The organism is Pseudomonas sp. S2_C03, assembly GCF_054668405.1.
In genome coordinates this window covers 3,467,324-3,484,084 of record NZ_CP162766.1, presented here as the reverse complement: position 1 = coordinate 3,484,084, position 16,761 = coordinate 3,467,324, and the positions used below count along the sequence as shown (strand labels likewise).

Genomic DNA, 16,761 nt, shown 5'->3' with positions numbered 1-16,761 from the left:
TCACCTCTTGCTCTTGATGGCAGTGCCGAGCACTTGCAGGTAGGCAACCAGGGCGTCCATTTCCGATTTGCCTTTGAGCGATTCGGTGGCGCCGGCAATGTCGGCGTCGGTGTACGGCACGCCAAGGGTACGCATGGCCTTGATCTTCGCTTCGGTGTGGCTGCTGTCGAGTTGATTGGCAACCAGCCATGGGTAGGCCGGCATCTTCGACTCGGGCACCACGTTGCGCGGGTTGTACAAGTGCGCGCGGTGCCAGTCATCCGAGTAGCGGGCGCCTACGCGGGCCAGGTCCGGACCGGTACGCTTGGAGCCCCACAGGAACGGATGGTCCCAGACGCTTTCACCGGCAACCGAGTAGTGACCGTAGCGTTCGGTCTCGGCCCGGAACGGACGGATCATCTGCGAGTGGCAGCCGACGCAACCTTCGCGGATGTAGATGTCGCGGCCTTCCAGTTGCAGCGCGGTGTAGGGCTTCATGCCTTCCACCGGCTTGTTGGTCACGTCCTGGAAGAACAGTGGGACGATCTGGGTCAGACCGCCGATGCTCACCGCGAACACCATCAGCAGCATCAGCAGGCCGACGTTCTTTTCAATCGTTTCGTGTTTCATGGCGGACTCCTCAGGCCATTTGCGCGGCGGCAACGACGTCAGCAGGCTGCGAGGCCCGCACGGTGCGCCAGGTGTTGTATGCCATCAAGAGCATGCCGAAGAGGAAGATTGCCCCGCCTACCAGTCGCACGATGAAGCCTGGGTGGCTGGCCACCAGCGTTTCGACGAAGGAGTAAGTCAGCGTGCCGTCTTCGTTGACTGCGCGCCACATCAGGCCTTGGGCGATGCCGTTGACCCACATCGACGCGATGTACAGCACGGTGCCGATGGTCGCCAGCCAGAAGTGCGCATTGATCAGACCGATGCTGTGCATCTGCTCACGACCGAAGACTTTCGGGATCATGTGGTACAGCGCGCCGATGGAAATCATCGCTACCCAGCCAAGAGCGCCGGCGTGTACGTGGCCAATGGTCCAGTCGGTGTAGTGGGAGAGGGCGTTGACCGTCTTGATCGCCATCATCGGACCTTCGAAGGTCGACATGCCGTAGAACGCCAGGGATACCACGAGGAAACGCAGGATCGGGTCGCTGCGCAACTTATGCCAGGCACCCGACAGGGTCATCATGCCGTTGATCATGCCGCCCCAGCTTGGCGCCAGCAGGATCAGCGACATCACCATGCCCAGCGACTGTGCCCAGTCCGGCAGCGCGGTGTAGTGCAAGTGGTGAGGACCGGCCCAGATGTACAGGGTGATCAGTGCCCAGAAGTGCACGATCGACAGGCGATACGAATACACCGGGCGCTCGGCCTGTTTCGGCACGAAGTAGTACATCATCCCCAGGAAGCCTGCGGTGAGGAAGAAGCCCACGGCGTTGTGGCCGTACCACCATTGCACCATGGCATCAGTCGCACCGGCGTACAGCGAGTAGGACTTGGTGAAGCTCACCGGCAACTCAAGGTTGTTGACGATGTGCAGGATGGCAACGGTAAGGATGAACCCGCCGAAGAACCAGTTACCGACATAGATGTGCTTGGTGTTGCGCTTGGCCACGGTGCCGAAAAACACGATGGCGTAAGCGACCCACACAATGGTGATCAGAATGTCGATCGGCCATTCCAGCTCGGCGTATTCCTTGGAACTGGTGTAGCCCAGTGGCAGGCTGATTGCCGCCAGCAGGATCACCAGTTGCCAGCCCCAGAAGCAGAATGCGGCGATTTTCGGCGCAAACAATTGGGTTTGGCAGGTGCGTTGCACCGAGTAGAACGAACTGGCGAACAGGGCGCAGCCGCCGAATGCGAAGATCACAGCGTTAGTGTGCAGAGGGCGCAAACGCCCGAAGCTGGTCCACGGCAAGTTGAAGTTGAGTTCGGGCCAGACCAATTGAGCCGCGAGAAAAACCCCGAGCCCCATGCCGACGATGCCCCACACCACCGTCATAATGGCGAATTGGCGGACCACCTTGTAGTTGTAGGCGGTACTGATAGAAGTGTTCATGGTTCCCCATCCACGGTTCAGCCCAAGGAAAAACGTTCGCGCAAGGCAGACGCACCCTTCGACTGGAGTTATAGGCAGACTAAAAGCGAGGCAAGCATGGACAAAGAGCACAAGGCCAGTATTGACGGGGATCAATGGGCGCGGTGCCTGGACGAACAGGGATGGTTATGGAATGCAGCGGCTGTAAAGGGTTCGGCGCCGTCCGCGACGCTGATTCTCGCCCATGGCGCCGGTGCGCCGATGGACAGCGACTGGATGACTGACATGGCCGTGCGCCTTGCCGCGCTTGGGGTCAACGTGTTGCGTTTCGAGTTTCCCTACATGGCCCAACGGCGTGTCGATGGTGGCAAGCGTCCCCCGAACCCCGCGCCCAGGCTGCTGGAGTGCTGGCGTGAGGTCTATGCGGTGGTGCGACGCCATGTCGCTGGGCGGCTGGCCATTGGCGGCAAGTCCATGGGCGGGCGAATGGCCAGTCTATTGGCCGATGAACTCGGCGCCGATGCGCTGGTGTGCCTGGGGTATCCGTTTTACGCGGTGGGCAAACCGGAGAAGCCACGGGTCGAACATCTGGCGGGGTTGCAGACGCGCACGTTGATTGTCCAGGGCGAGCGCGATGCGTTGGGAAATCGGGAGGCGGTTGAGGGGTATGGGTTATCGCCGAGTATCGAGATCTGCTGGCTGGTGGCGGGGGATCATGACTTGAAGCCGTTGAAGGCGTCCGGGTTTACCCATGAGCAGCATCTGGCGGCTGCGGCGCAGAGGGTGGCGGGGTTTCTGCTTTAGGATATTTGTGGCCTGGACTTGCCCGCGAAGAGGCCAGGACAGCCAATAAAAAAGCCCGGACAGCACTCACTGTCCGGGCTTTGTTTTTCCCGCGGCACTCAGCGGTTAAACCGCTCCACCAGCGAATACTGGGTATTCGCCGTCTTGATCAGTTCCTCACTGAGCAGCGCCGAGTTCTGCGCCTGTTCCGAGGTCTGGTCCGCCAGGTGTGAGATGTTGCTGATGTTGCGGCTGATCTCTTCGGCCACCGAGTTCTGCTCTTCGGTGGCGGCGGCGATCTGCGTGGTCATGTCGGTGATGTTGGCCACCGCTTCGCTGATCCCGACCAGGGCCTGGTCTGCTTCCAGTACGCGTGCCACGCCTTCTTCAGCCTGGCGATGACCGGCGTCCATGGTCTGCACGGCGGAGTTGGCGGTCTGTTGCAGCTTGGCGATCAGGGCGTGGATCTGCCCGGTGGATTCGCTGGTGCGCTGCGCCAATTGACGGACTTCGTCTGCCACCACGGCGAATCCGCGTCCCATTTCCCCGGCGCGTGCCGCTTCGATGGCGGCGTTCAGGGCCAGCAGGTTGGTCTGGTCGGCGATGCCTTTGATCACATCGACCACGCCACCGATTTCGTCGCTGTCCTTGGCCAGTTGAGTCACGGTCAGGCCGGTCTCACCCACCACCTCGGACAGACGCTGGATCGCATCCCGGGTTTCCCCGGCGATATCGCGACCGCGCCCGGTCAGGCGATTGGCTTCCTGGGTGGCGTCGGCGGTGCGTTGCACGTGACTGGCCACTTCCTGGGTGGTGGCGGCCATCTGATTGACGGCGGTGGCCACCTGCTCGGTCTCGAGGCGCTGGCGCTCCAGGCCGGTTGAACTGTCGTGCGCCAGGGAGTCGGACTGCCGGGCTTGTTCGGTCAAGTGCTCGGCAGTGTCCTGCAGACGGGTCAGGCAGGTGCGAAGACGAGCTTCCTGGCTGAGGATGGACATTTCCAGGCGCGCCTGGGCGCCACGGCTGTCGGTGTACATCTGCGCAATCAGCGGGTCGGAGGTGGTCTGTTCCGCCAGGCGCAGCAGGCGCTTCAGGCCACGCTGTTGCCAGCTCAAGCCGAGCAGGCCCAGCGGCACGGACAGGCCCGCGGCCAGGGCAAAACCCCAATGGGAATTGAGCGAGGCGCCGATCAGGAAGCTCAGTTGGCTGACCAGGATGAAGGGCAGCCAGTCCTGTAGCACCGGCAGCCACTTGTCGGAGGAAGGAATCGCCGACTTGCCCTGGTTGATGCGCTGATAAAGCGCCTTGGCACGCTGGATCTGCTCGGCCGTGGGCTTGACCCTTACCGATTCGTAGCCAATGACCTGATTGCCCTCGTACACCGGGGTGACGTAGGCGTTAACCCAGTAGTAGTCACCGCTTTTACAGCGATTCTTGACGATACCCATCCAGGGTAAGCCTTGTTTGAGCGTGCCCCACATATGCGCAAACACTGCAGCCGGCACGTCGGGGTGACGCACCAGGTTATGCGGTGCACGGATCAATTCGTCGCGGGAATAGCCGCTGATTTCGACGAACGCATCGTTGCAGTAGGTGATCACGCCCTTGGTATCGGTTGTAGAAATCAACCGTTGCTGAGACGGGAAGGTCCGCTCGCTTTGAGTAATGGGCTGGTTGTTACGCATGGCAATTTAAGTCCGCAAGGCTTTCCAGTGTTGTCGGCACCTCCTGCGATTAACTGAAATTAATTTTTAATATTGGCACCTGCGCCGAGCCAGCCAGCGCTGTCAGCCGGCGAGCATCGGGTACGTGAACAAGCCGAAATGCAGCAGGTTCAGACCCAGGTGCGTGGCTATTGCCGCGGCCAAACCGCCGAATCGGTAAGCCAGGCCATAGCCGATGCCTGCCAGGGTTGCCAGCAGCACCCATTGCCAACCCGCGCCCAGGTGGGAAAGGCCAAACAGCAGGGCGGCGAGCAGTAGGGCGAGGTTTTCGCCCTGTGGCAGGCGGTTGAAGACACGGCTCAGTCCGCCCTGGATATAACCGCGAAACAGGGCTTCTTCCACCAACGTCACCAGCAGCAGGTTGTTGAGCAGCCATAACCAGGCCAGGTCGGGCCATTTCGGCGCCCAGCCGACCACACCCAGCGCCACGGCGCCACCCAGCGCCAGCACACCACTCACCATCAGGCCCAGCAGCGTGCCCAGCAGGGCCGGGCGCAGCGAGCGGCCAGCGACGATCCACGGGCAGACCAGCAAGAGCCAGACGCCAATCAGCGGTTTGTCGAGGTTCAGGTACATGGAAAACGGCACGGCATCGTCGGTAAAACGTTGTGGCGGGATGCCTCTTCCATTATGGAAGCCGGGAAGCCAGTGCATCGCCAGCGCCAGCGCCGTGCACACGAACAAGGCGTGTCCCAGGGGACGGCCGACGCCGATATGCGGCTGTCGGGCGGCGTAACCGGCGATCACCAGGGTCAGGACCGTGATGCCCGCCAGCCAGCCGAGTTGGCCGTAGGTCAGGGCCAGGCCGTAACCGAGGGTGAGCAGAATCAGATATGTCCATGGCGGGGCAGTGGGCATTGGGGGTGTCCTTGTGTCCAAAATTGCGTGCGCGCCTGCAGGGTGGCAGGTCCGATAAAAATGCGGCGATTATAAAGGCCGGGTAAATAAACACACCGCCTTGAGTTTTTCTTCTATCGTCGTATCGGTCGGGCGTTGCAATGGCCCGATGACGCTCTGATTGGGTCGCTGAAGCTTGAGCCGGGGGTGAATACGTGTGGGCTGTCATTCTTGTTCGTGTGGTCGGGATCAGTGCCTGGCGAGTGCCTATGTGGGCATACGCGTTGCCCGGTGGCGGACAGCACGTTTGGCACTGCTTTAAGTGAGGTCCCGGGTCGAGAAAATCGTGCTGGCCGCCGACCTTGCCGGTACGGCGGTATTTGCAATCGAAGGCGCGATTACCGCGATGCGCAGCGACCTCGACCTGCTGGGGGTGATGGTGATCTCGTTCATCGTCGCCCTGGGCGGTGGTGTCACCCGCGATCTGCTGATAGGCGCAACGCCACCCAATGCCATCAGAGACTGGCGCTATCCAGCGCTGGCGTTTTCGATGGGCGCGCTGGCATTCATTTTTCATGAGCACGTACTGGGCTGGTCCGGCTCGACCCTCATCGTACTGGATGCAGCGGGACTGGCCTTGTTTGCCGTGGCAGGGGCGCAGAAGGCGCTCAACTTTGGCATCACGCCGTTTGTGGCAATGCTCATGGGCACGATCACGGGCGTAGGTGGCGGGGTGTTGCGCGACATCGTACTGGCGCGGGTGCCGATGGTGCTGCAGGCTGACCTGTATGCGAGTTCGGCGTTCGTAGGTGCCGCCACCTTGATCATCAGCAGGCGCCTGGGCCTGCCGCCTGTGGCTGCGGCGTTTTTGGCGGGCGCAGCCTGTTTGCTGCTGCGCCTGCTTTCGGTTCATTTTGGATGGCAGTTGCCGAAAGTCATGGCGGGTTGATTGGCGATTATCTGCAGGAATCTGGCCCAGGGCTCTTGCGTGAAACGCCCACAAGCCGCGCGAGACAGATCTCTGAATCTGCGTGGGGATTGACCAAGGCACAACCCCCACCCAGGCTGATCAGGACGCGATCAACTGGCGCAGTACGTAATGCAGAATCCCCCCCGACTTGAAGTACTCGACCTCATTGAGCGTATCGATCCGGCACAACACCTCGACTTTCTCGCGGCTGCCGTTTTCGCGGGTGATGACCAGCGTCAGGTTCATCCGCGGGGTCAGTTCCACGCCGGAAAGACCGAGGATGTCCAGGGTTTCCTTGCCGGTCAGATTCAAACTCTTGCGGTTTTGGTCCAGCTTGAATTGCAGCGGCAACACGCCCATGCCGACCAGGTTGGAGCGGTGGATGCGTTCGAAGCTTTCGGCGATGACAGCCTTCACTCCCAACAGGTTGGTGCCCTTGGCTGCCCAGTCACGGCTCGATCCGGTGCCGTATTCCTGGCCGGCAATCACCACCAGTGGCGTTGCCGTGGCCTGGTAACGCATGGCGGCATCGTAGATCGCCATGCGTTCCCCGGTGGGAATGTAGATCGTATTGCCACCTTCCTCACCGCCGAGCATCTCATTGCGAATACGGATGTTGGCGAATGTGCCACGCATCATCACCTCATGGTTACCGCGCCGGGAACCGTAGGAGTTGAAGTCGCGAGGCTCCACGCCTTTCTCGCGCAGGTAGCGTCCAGCCGGGCTGTCGGCCTTGATGTTACCCGCCGGGGAAATATGGTCGGTGGTGACCGAGTCGCCCAGCAACGCGAGAACGCGGGCACCCGTGACGTCCCCGACCGCCGGAGGTGGGCCGCCGATATCGTCGAAAAACGGCGGATGCTGGATATAGGTCGAATCATCCTGCCAGACATAGGTCGCCGCTTGGGGCACTTCGATGGCTTGCCATTGTTCGTCGCCGGCGAACACTTCGGCGTATTCCTTGTGGAACATCGCCGTGTTGACCTGGTTCACCGCGTCGGCAATTTCCTGGGTGCTTGGCCAGATGTCCCGCAGGTAAACCGGCTTGCCGTCCTTGCCGTTGCCCAACGGTTCGCTGCTGATGTCCATGCGCACCGTACCGGCCAACGCATAGGCGACCACCAGCGGCGGGGAGGCCAGCCAGTTGGTTTTCACCAGCGGATGCACCCGGCCTTCGAAGTTGCGGTTGCCCGACAGCACGGAGGCGACGGTCGAGTCGGCGTTCTGGATGGCTTTTTCGATCGGTTCCGGCAGCGGCCCGGAGTTACCGATACACGTGGTGCAGCCGTAGCCAACCAGGTCGAAGCCCAATTGGTCGAGGTAGGGGGTCAAACCGGCCGCCTTATAGTAGTCGGTCACCACTTTGGAGCCTGGCGCCAGGGAGCTTTTCACCCAGGGCTTGCGCTTGAGGCCTTTCTCCACCGCTTTTTTCGCCACCAGGCCAGCGGCCATCATTACGCTCGGGTTGGAGGTGTTCGTGCAGGATGTGATGGCGGCAATCACCACTGCGCCGTTTTTCAGCCGGTGGGTCGTGCCTTCGAATTCATAGTCCACTTCTCCGGCCATGTCGGCATTGCCCACCGCCACGCCACCACCGCCCTCGCTTTCCAGGCGGCCTTCTTCCTTGCTGGTGGGTTTGAGGGTCAGGCCCAGGAAATCGCTGAATGCCTGCGCGACCTTGGGCAGTGCCACCCGGTCTTGCGGGCGTTTCGGCCCGGCAAGGCTGGCTTCGACGCTGGCCATGTCCAACGCCAGGCTGTCGGTGAACACCGGTTCCTTGCCCGGCAGGCGCCACAAGCCCTGGGCCTTGCTGTAGGCCTCGACCAGTTTCACGGTTTCCGGTGGCCGGCCGGAGAGGCGCAGGTAGTCCAGCGTGACTTCATCCACCGGGAAAAAGCCGCAGGTGGCGCCGTATTCCGGAGCCATGTTGGCAATGGTCGCACGGTCGGCCAGCGGCAGGTCCGCCAAGCCGTCGCCGTAGAATTCGACGAACTTGCCGACCACACCTTTCTTGCGCAGCATCTGCGTGACGGTCAGCACCAGGTCGGTGGCGGTGATGCCTTCCTTGAGCTTGCCAGTGAGTTTGAAACCGATCACTTCGGGAATCAGCATCGACACCGGTTGGCCGAGCATCGCCGCTTCCGCCTCGATGCCGCCGACGCCCCAACCGAGTACGCCAAGACCATTGATCATGGTGGTGTGGGAATCGGTCCCCACCAGCGTGTCGGGGAACGCATACGTGCGGCCGTCTTCGTCCTTGGTCCAGACGGTGCGGCCAAGGTATTCAAGGTTGACCTGGTGGCAGATGCCGGTGCCCGGCGGTACCACACTGAAGTTATCGAAAGCGCTCTGGCCCCAGCGCAGAAAGGCGTAGCGTTCGCCATTGCGCTGCATTTCGATGTCCACGTTCTGTTCGAAAGCGCTGGGGCTGGCGAACTTGTCGACCATCACGGAGTGGTCGATCACCAGGTCTACCGGCGATAACGGATTGATGCGCTGCGGGTTGCCGCCGGCCTTTGCCATGGCGGCGCGCATGGCCGCCAGGTCGACCACGGCCGGAACGCCGGTGAAGTCCTGCATGAGCACGCGCGCCGGGCGGTACTGGATTTCCCGGTCTGAGCGGCGCTCCTTGAGCCAGGCGGCAATGGCCCGCAGGTCGGCACCGGTGACGGTTTTTTCGTCTTCCCAGCGCAGCAGGTTTTCCAGCAGCACTTTCAACGACATCGGTAACTTATCCAGGTCACCGAGGCTTTTGGCCGCATCGGGCAAGCTGAAGTAGTGGTAGGTCTTGTCGTCGACTTGCAGGGTTTTGAGGGCTTTCAGGCTATCGAGGGACGGCATTGCAATCACTCCTTTGCGTCCGCACGGCTACGGACTGAGGGGACGGGTAGAGCATTAAACCTAGCTCTATTTGCTGTGTAAGGCGAATGACCGGATGATCTTTGCGCCATCTCGGTGGGTACGATACTCAGAGTCTATGACCATCATGATCGTTCGAATCGATCGCCTCAATCGTCGGATGGTGTTAAGCCACTAAACCCAGGGATATCGAGGATGTGGACTGGGTCCGGGGTGGCGAACTCGGCTATGATGCGCCGGTTTTCGTGACAGGCTCTGCTTCAACGCAGCCTTCGCATTGCGCAGTGGTCGAATGTCTCGCCACGTGCCCAGGAGTAAGAATGAACACCCTTTTCATGCACTGCCGGCCGGGCTTCGAAGGTGAAGTCTGTTCCGAGATTTCCGAACATGCCGCTCTGCTCAACGTTGCCGGTTACGCCAAGGCGAAAGCCGCCAGCGCCTACGCCGAATTTGTCTGCACCGAAGAAGACGGCGCCCGACGCCTGATGCGCGGCCTGCGTTTCAGCGATCTGATTTTCCCTCGGCAATGGGCGCGGGGCGTTTTCATCGACCTGCCGGAAACCGACCGTATCAGCGTGATCCTCGCGCACCTGGAGGATGTTGCACCCTGTGGCAGCCTGTGGCTGGAAATGGTCGATACCAACGACGGCAAGGCCTTGTCGAACTTCTGCAAAAAGTTCGAAGTGCACCTGCGCAAGGCCCTGATCGCGGCGGGCAAGTTGGTGGATGACCCAGCGAAACCGCGTCTGTTGCTGACCTTCAAAAGCGGTCGCGAAGTGTTCATGGGCCTTGCCGAGTCGAACAACTCGGCCATGTGGCCGATGGGTATCCCACGCCTGAAATTCCCCCGTGAGGCGCCGAGTCGCTCGACGCTGAAACTGGAAGAAGCCTGGCATCACTTCATCCCGCGCGAACAATGGGATGAGCGTTTGCACAGCGACATGACCGGCGTTGACCTGGGGGCCGCGCCGGGCGGCTGGACCTGGCAACTGGTTAACCGCGGCATGCTGGTGACCGCCATCGACAATGGCCCGATGGCCGAAAGCCTGATGGACACCGGCCTGGTGCAACATTTGATGGCCGACGGTTTTACCTACAAGCCACGGCAACCGGTGGACTGGATGGTCTGCGACATCGTCGAGAAGCCCGCGCGCAACGCGGCGATGCTGGAGGAGTGGATTGGTGAAGGCCATTGCCGCGAAGCGGTGGTCAACCTCAAGTTGCCGATGAAACAGCGATATGCCGAAGTGAAACGACTGCTGGAGCGCATCGCCGATGGCTTCAAGGCGCGCGGCATCCGGGTTGAGGTGGGCTGCAAGCAGCTGTATCACGACCGCGAGGAAGTGACCTGCCATTTGCGCCGTCTGGACGTGGCCAAGCCAAAATCCCGCTGATGCATCACCGCCTGTCCCTGTAGGAGGATCATGGCGTCATGCCACAGATGACCGAATACCCGCCAATGCGCGACAATGCCGGCCAGCTTCAGGAGTAAACCATGAGTGAAATGCTTGATACGCCGGTAGACGGCACCCTCGACGCCACGGGTCTCAACTGTCCGGAGCCGGTGATGATGCTGCACCAGCACATCCGTGACCTGGCACCCGGCGGCCTGCTCAAGGTGATCGCGACGGATCCGTCGACGCGTCGCGACATCCCCAAGTTTTGCGTGTTCCTCGACCATGAACTGGTTGCCCAGCATGAAGAGGCCGGTACCTACCTCTACTGGATTCGCAAGAAGCTCGCCTGAGCTTCGCGATGGCTTATGCCCGAACTGCCAACCCGCCAAAGGAACCTGCGATGCTGATCGTTGCCGACGAAAATATTCCGCTGCTCGATGCATTTTTCGAACACTTCGGTGAAATCCGCCGCGTTGCAGGCCGCTCCATCGACCGAGCCACCGTCGAACACGCTGACGTTCTGCTGGTGCGTTCGGTGACCAACGTCAACCGCGCGTTACTCGAAGGCAGCAACGTTCGCTTCGTCGGCACCTGCACCATTGGCACTGATCACCTGGACCTCGAATACTTCCAGCAGGCCGGTATTACCTGGTCCAGCGCCCCCGGTTGCAATGCTCGCGGGGTGGTCGACTATGTGCTGGGGAGTTTGCTGACCCTCGCCGACATCGAAGGCGTCGACCTCAACCAGCGCACTTATGGCGTGGTCGGCGCGGGGGAGGTCGGTGGCCGGCTGATCGAGGTGTTGAAAGGGCTGGGCTGGAAGGTGCTGGTGTGCGACCCGCCACGGCAGGCGTGCGAAGCGGGCGACTACGTCAGTCTCGAGCAGATCATCGAACAATGCGATGTCATCAGCCTGCACACGCCGCTGACGAAACAGGGCGCGGAGTCCACCTGGCATCTGTTTGATCGCAATCGTTTGAACCAGCTCAAGCCTGGCGCCTGGCTGATCAACGCCAGCCGTGGCCCGGTGGTGGATAACGCCGCGTTGCGCGAAGTGTTGCTGCAGCGCGAAGACCTCCAAGCAGTATTGGACGTCTGGGAAGCCGAGCCCGAGGTCGATGTCGCGCTGGCTGAGCTCTGCGTGTTGGCCACTCCGCACATTGCCGGCTACAGCCTCGACGGCAAGCAACGTGGCACGGCGCAGATTTATCAGGCCTACTGCGATTTTCTCGGGCAGCCGGCCCAGGTCCAACTCAGCGAGCTGCTGCCGCCGCCCTGGTTGTCGCAGGTGACATTGAGCGCTGACAGTGACCCGGCCTGGGCGTTGGCGATGATGTGCCGGGGCGTTTACGACCCGCGCCGAGATGACGCGGATTTTCGCCGCAGCCTTGGGGGTAGTGTGGGTGAGCAGCGCGCCGCGTTCGATGTGCTGCGCAAGAACTATCCGCCACGCCGGGAGATCGATGGGTTGCAGGTGCGGATCGAAGGGGATTCGCCGCCGTTGCGGGCAATGGTGTTGGCGTTGGGGGCTTCGCTGGTCTAGAGATCGGGTGGGCCCTATCGCGGGCAAGCCTGCTCCCACAGGTTTCTCAGGTCCCGGAGCCCCTGTGGGAGCAGGCTCGCCCACAAAAAACCCGGCCATCAGGGCCGGGTCCGGAAGACGCAGGCTTATCAGTCTTGTTTTGCAGGCTTGACCAATCGTTTTTCCAGTTCGCGGCAGGCGTCCTGGATCATCCCTTCGGTGATTGGTACTTCGCGGCCTTTTTCGTCAATGATCGAGCAACCCAGAGACTGGTTCGGCTGCGTGCGGATCACTTGAATCTTGTCGCTGCTGCTGTTTTGCAAGGACATGGCCTGTCTCCTCATCAGGTTGTGTGCCTACTGTAGAACCGCCAGGTGACCGGGCTGTGACAACTCCCTGCGGTCTGCACGAGGCGGCGATATCAGTCCAACAGAAATATCCGCACATGACTACCCCATAGCTTAGATCGATAGCGCCTAGGGTTGGGTCATCACGGTCATAATTAACCTGACTCATTGTGATTTACAGAGTTCCCCCCATTAAGAGGGGGTAGCAGTCCCTTTATTCTGTGAACTGGAAAATCCTGATGCTTTCTGCCCGTCACCGTCGTGCGATTCGCCTGGCCAGTCGATTCCTCATGCCTTATCGCTGGCAATCCCTGGGCGCCTTGCTCGCGCTGATTGTCACCGCAGGCATTACCTTGTCCATGGGGCAGGGGATTCGGTTGTTGGTGGACCAAGGCTTCATGACCCAGTCACCGCACTTGCTCAACCAGACTATCGGCCTTTTCATGTTGCTGGTGGCGGGTCTGGCGGTCGGCACGTTCGTGCGGTTTTACCTGGTGTCGTGGATTGGCGAACGGGTGGTGGCCGACATTCGCCGTCAGGTATTCAACCATCTGGTTTACCTGCACCCGGGATTTTATGAAAACAATCGCAGTTCCGAAATCCAGTCGCGGTTGACTGCCGACACGACGCTGCTGCAATCGGTGATCGGTTCGTCGTTGTCGTTGTTTTTGCGCAATCTGTTGATGGTGATCGGCGGGGTCGTGCTGCTGTTCATCACCAACCCCAAACTCACCAGCATCGTGGTCGTTGCCTTGCCGCTGGTGATCGCACCCATTCTTATATTCGGCCGACGGGTACGCAGCCTGTCGCGCCTGAGCCAGGACCGAATCGCCGATATCGGCAGTTATGTGTCCGAAACCCTCGGCCAGATCAAAACCGTGCAAGCCTACAACCACCAGGTCCAGGACGAGCAGCGATTTGCCGCGACCGTGGAAGAAGCGTTCAACACCGCCCGCAAGCGGATTTTTCAGCGCGCCTGGCTCATTACTCTGGTGATCGTGCTGGTGCTGGGGGCGGTTGGCGTCATGTTATGGGTCGGCGGCATGGACGTGATGGCCGGACGAATCTCCGCGGGCGAGCTGGCGGCTTTCGTTTTCTATAGCCTGATCGTCGGCAGCGCGTTTGGCACCCTGAGCGAAGTGATCGGCGAGCTACAACGGGCGGCGGGCGCCGCCGAGCGGATCGCCGAGCTGCTGCGCTCTGAAAATATCATTCAGCCACCGGCGACGGGGCTGATAACGTTGCCCGAGCGCGTCGCGGGCAATCTGCTGCTGCAAGACGTGCGCTTTTCCTACCCCTCGCGCCCTGAAAGCTACGCCATCGATGGCTTGAACCTGACGGTGAACGCTGGGGAAACCCTCGCGCTGGTCGGCCCTTCCGGCGCCGGCAAGTCGACGGTCTATGACCTGCTGCTGCGATTCTACGACCCTGCCGAAGGGCAAATCCTGCTGGACGGCGTGCCACTGAGCCAGTTGGACCCACTCGACTTGCGCCGTTGCTTCGCCCTGGTCTCGCAATCCCCGGCCCTGTTTTTCGGCAGCATCGAAGAGAACCTGCGCTACGGTAACCCGACGGCGACGCTGGAACAGGTCAAGGAAGCCGCAAAAATTGCCTACGCCCACGACTTCATCGAGGCAATGCCCCAAGGCTACCAGACCCACCTGGGCGATGCCGGCCTCGGTCTGTCCGGTGGTCAGCGACAACGCCTGGCCATTGCCCGCGCATTGCTGGTGGACGCGCCCATCCTGCTGCTCGACGAAGCCACCAGCGCCCTCGACGCCCAGAGCGAACACTTGATCCAGCAGGCCCTGCCAAGCTTGATGAAAAACCGCACCACCCTGGTCATCGCCCACCGCCTGGCCACCGTGAAAAACGCCGACCGGATCGCGGTGATGGATCAGGGCAGGCTGGTGGCGGTGGGCACGCACCAGGAACTGATCGCCAGTAACGCGTTGTATGCGCGGTTGGCGGCGTTGCAATTTAACGCCACGAACACCCTGTAGGAGCGAGCTTGCTCGCGATGAACGTCCAGACACCGCAGGGTACCAGGCATCCCGCGTCATCGTTCACGGCCATCGCGAGCATGCTCGCTCCTACAGATCGACCAAGTAACCGACCAAGTAAAAGCATCCGGCTACACCAGGCGGATTGAACATCCGGCAAAAAAAAGCCCGCATTTTTCAATGCGGGCATTTTTGTCAGCGCCTCAAGTCGGCTCACTGGTCATCAAAATACCGCTCATGCCAATCCACCAGCGGTTGTGGTGAATTGAGCTTCTGGCCGTAGATCACCGAATACGACAGCACGTTCTGCACATACTGGCGCGTTTCGTCGAACGGGATGCTTTCGACCCACACGTCGAAGCTCAGGGTGATCGGCGCCTCGCAGCCACTGCCGTACGCGGCCGGGGCCTGCGTTGTAGGCGGCTGAGGCGAGGACGCGGTTGCCGTTGAACTGGCTGTGCACCTGGCTAAGGTAGGCGGCGCCGAGCTGGATGTTCTTGTTCGGGTCGAGCACCTGTTGTGGCGACGCCAGGGGAATGCTGAATTTGCGAGCGGTCTCCTTGGCGGTGCCGGGCATCAGTTGCATCAGGCCGCTGGCGCCGACGCTGGAACGAGCGTCGTCCATGAAGGCGCTTTCCTGGCGAGTAATGGCAAACACCCAGCTTGAATGCAGGCCACGCACCTTGGCTTCGCGTACCAGGGTGTCGCGGTGGGCCATCGGGAAGCGAATGTCCAGGTCATCCCAGTATTGCGCCTGGCTGATGGTGCGGATCGCCGGGAAATACCATTTCAGGTCGTAGGCCAGTTTCGCCTGGGCGACCATTTCGTCACGGTTGAAGTGCCGGCTGACGTGGTACCACTCGCGACGCCCATCGACGATTTGTCCGCGTGCATGGAACTCCAGGGCGCGTCGCACACCGGGCGTGTTGCGCACTTTGTTCATCAGTGCCTGGCTGAGCACCAGCGGCTTGTTGACCAGCGAGTACGGCTGTTGCGAGCGGTCGGCGGCGAGGAAGCCGTAGAAGTCGCGTTCACGAGCAAGGTTCTTGTACAGGGTCAGCGCTTCCGGGTTCTGCGGTTGCGCGAGCTCCAGGCTGCGTGCCTGCCAGTAACGCCAGCGGTTGGTGGTCGCCAGGTCCTGCGGCAGGCGGCGGGTCAACTGATAGGCGTCGTCCCAACGTGCCAGGCGCAACAGCAGGCGAAGGCGCCATTCGGACACGGTGTTGTCGCGCAGTTCCGGGTCGTATTTGGTCATCACGTCCAGTGCGCGGCTGTCGAAACGCCGGGCGAGGGTCAGGCCGATTTCCCGGGCGATCGCCACTTTTTCATCGCGGGAAAAGTGCATGCTGCTGGCATAGCCATCGAGCAATGCCATGGCCTTGTCCGGGTCCTGCCGGGCCAGGCGACGCAGGCCGAGACTGACGATGTCGGACATTGGCTCGTCCGCCGGGGTGAAGCGCGACGGCTGGTTGAGCAGTTCAGGTTTCTGCGCCACATCCACCAGCAGGCGGCCGCGTGGGGCGAGGGTGCTCAGGCCGTTGACCAGGCTGTTGGCCAGCGGGTAATTGCGGGTCTGGGCGGCGAGCTTGGTGCGCTCCCAGCGTTTCTGTTCCGTCAACTGGCCTTCGGCGGCCCACATGCCGAACAGCGCATCGCAAGCGGCGGGCTGCGATTTGCCGGTCAGCCAAAGCTTGTTGGCGTTGGCGTAGCCTTCGGACTTGAGGTTATGGCTGATCTGGTATTGCGCGTTCAGGCAGTCCAGTTCAGTGAAGTTGAGCTTGGGATCGTAGTATTTGACGAAAGTCGCCCAATCGCCGCGCTCGGCCAACCAGCGCAACCAGCGCAGTTTCATCCAGTTGGCCTGCGGCAGGTCGCCATGTTCGGCGAGAAATTTCTCGATCTCGGCGTTGCTCGCCGTTTTCAGGCGTGCGGTCAGCTCGTCATAGGCCAGATACGGCTCCAGCGGATAAGTGCTCAGTGCCTGGCTGTAACGAAAGTAAGGGCCGGTATCACCCTTGGCCAGGGCGCGTTTGGCTTCATCGTAATACTGGCGTTGGGTGGACAGGTCCACCGCCTGGACTGTTTGAGCGGCAGTGGCAGAGAGGAGCAAGCAGGATAAAAGACTGAAAAGGCGACTGCGCATGAGACATCCGGGCAGAAAAAACATGACAAGCGCGGACATTGCCCGCGCTGAATTATCTGTAGCTTAGCCTTTTGCCAGCAGCGGGCGAAAGCTTTGCGGCCTCGTCAGCATCAGTTCGCAACATTTGTGTCGCAGAGTGTCTCTCAGGTGAAA

The 16,761-nt window shown here is 61.1% G+C and carries 12 protein-coding genes and 1 pseudogene; 6 read left to right on the top strand and 7 right to left on the bottom strand.

Annotated elements, in window-relative coordinates; translation table 11 throughout:
• Together ccoO and ccoN are read right to left on the bottom strand one after the other, a co-directional pair.
• Window positions 1–609, bottom strand: coding sequence for a cytochrome-c oxidase, cbb3-type subunit II (gene ccoO / locus AB4N64_RS16065; protein ID WP_192301849.1), 609 nt, complete (start codon window positions 607–609; stop codon window positions 1–3).
• A gap of 10 nt (window positions 610–619) precedes the next feature.
• Window positions 620–2,044 carry a cytochrome-c oxidase, cbb3-type subunit I gene (ccoN, locus tag AB4N64_RS16060; protein WP_460116899.1) on the bottom strand — a complete coding sequence of 475 codons (1,425 nt, stop codon included), beginning with the start codon at window positions 2,042–2,044 and terminating at the stop codon, window positions 620–622.
• A gap of 96 nt (window positions 2,045–2,140) precedes the next feature.
• Here ccoN and AB4N64_RS16055 point away from each other — a divergent pair, with 96 nt between their 5' ends.
• Window positions 2,141–2,827, top strand: coding sequence for an alpha/beta family hydrolase (locus AB4N64_RS16055; RefSeq protein ID WP_460116897.1), 687 nt, complete (start codon window positions 2,141–2,143; stop codon window positions 2,825–2,827).
• A gap of 98 nt (window positions 2,828–2,925) precedes the next feature.
• Here the strand turns inward: AB4N64_RS16055 and AB4N64_RS16050 are convergent, their stop codons facing one another.
• Both AB4N64_RS16050 and AB4N64_RS16045 read right to left on the bottom strand, forming a co-directional pair.
• A complete protein-coding gene (locus AB4N64_RS16050; RefSeq protein WP_460116895.1) occupies window positions 2,926–4,491 on the bottom strand; it encodes a methyl-accepting chemotaxis protein in 1,566 nt (521 codons plus the stop codon).
• Between the two features lie 102 nt (window positions 4,492–4,593).
• On the bottom strand, window positions 4,594–5,388 hold the full coding sequence (locus AB4N64_RS16045; protein WP_460116893.1) for a CPBP family intramembrane glutamic endopeptidase: 795 nt from the start codon (window positions 5,386–5,388) through the stop codon (window positions 4,594–4,596).
• Between the two features lie 325 nt (window positions 5,389–5,713).
• Here AB4N64_RS16045 and AB4N64_RS16040 point away from each other — a divergent pair, with 325 nt between their 5' ends.
• Window positions 5,714–6,316 carry a trimeric intracellular cation channel family protein gene (locus AB4N64_RS16040; protein WP_460116892.1) on the top strand — a complete coding sequence of 201 codons (603 nt, stop codon included), beginning with the start codon at window positions 5,714–5,716 and terminating at the stop codon, window positions 6,314–6,316.
• A 120-nt stretch (window positions 6,317–6,436) separates the two neighbouring features.
• Here the strand turns inward: AB4N64_RS16040 and acnA are convergent, their stop codons facing one another.
• Window positions 6,437–9,178 carry an aconitate hydratase AcnA gene (acnA, locus tag AB4N64_RS16035; protein WP_460116890.1) on the bottom strand — a complete coding sequence of 914 codons (2,742 nt, stop codon included), beginning with the start codon at window positions 9,176–9,178 and terminating at the stop codon, window positions 6,437–6,439.
• A 338-nt stretch (window positions 9,179–9,516) separates the two neighbouring features.
• On the opposite strand from acnA, the gene rlmM reads away from it, so the two are divergent.
• The 3 genes from rlmM to pdxB all read left to right on the top strand — a co-directional run bounded on the left by rlmM (window position 9,517) and on the right by pdxB (window position 12,136).
• A complete protein-coding gene (gene rlmM / locus AB4N64_RS16030; protein ID WP_460116889.1) occupies window positions 9,517–10,590 on the top strand; it encodes a 23S rRNA (cytidine(2498)-2'-O)-methyltransferase RlmM in 1,074 nt (357 codons plus the stop codon).
• 101 nt (window positions 10,591–10,691) lie between these two features.
• Window positions 10,692–10,943 carry a sulfurtransferase TusA gene (gene tusA / locus AB4N64_RS16025; protein WP_054054315.1) on the top strand — a complete coding sequence of 84 codons (252 nt, stop codon included), beginning with the start codon at window positions 10,692–10,694 and terminating at the stop codon, window positions 10,941–10,943.
• Between the two features lie 50 nt (window positions 10,944–10,993).
• Entirely contained in the window at window positions 10,994–12,136 is a 1,143-nt protein-coding gene (pdxB, locus tag AB4N64_RS16020; RefSeq protein ID WP_460116887.1) for a 4-phosphoerythronate dehydrogenase PdxB, read from the top strand.
• 128 nt (window positions 12,137–12,264) lie between these two features.
• Here the strand turns inward: pdxB and AB4N64_RS16015 are convergent, their stop codons facing one another.
• Entirely contained in the window at window positions 12,265–12,444 is a 180-nt protein-coding gene (locus tag AB4N64_RS16015; protein ID WP_192301840.1) for a PA1571 family protein, read from the bottom strand.
• Between the two features lie 257 nt (window positions 12,445–12,701).
• Between AB4N64_RS16015 and AB4N64_RS16010 the strand changes: the two genes are divergently transcribed.
• A complete protein-coding gene (locus tag AB4N64_RS16010) occupies window positions 12,702–14,465 on the top strand; it encodes an ABC transporter transmembrane domain-containing protein (RefSeq protein WP_460116885.1) in 1,764 nt (587 codons plus the stop codon).
• Between the two features lie 213 nt (window positions 14,466–14,678).
• On the opposite strand, the pseudogene AB4N64_RS16005 reads toward AB4N64_RS16010, so the two are convergent.
• A pseudogene (locus AB4N64_RS16005) lies at window positions 14,679–16,608 on the bottom strand (transglycosylase SLT domain-containing protein).
• Between the last annotated feature and the right edge of the window lie 153 nt (window positions 16,609–16,761).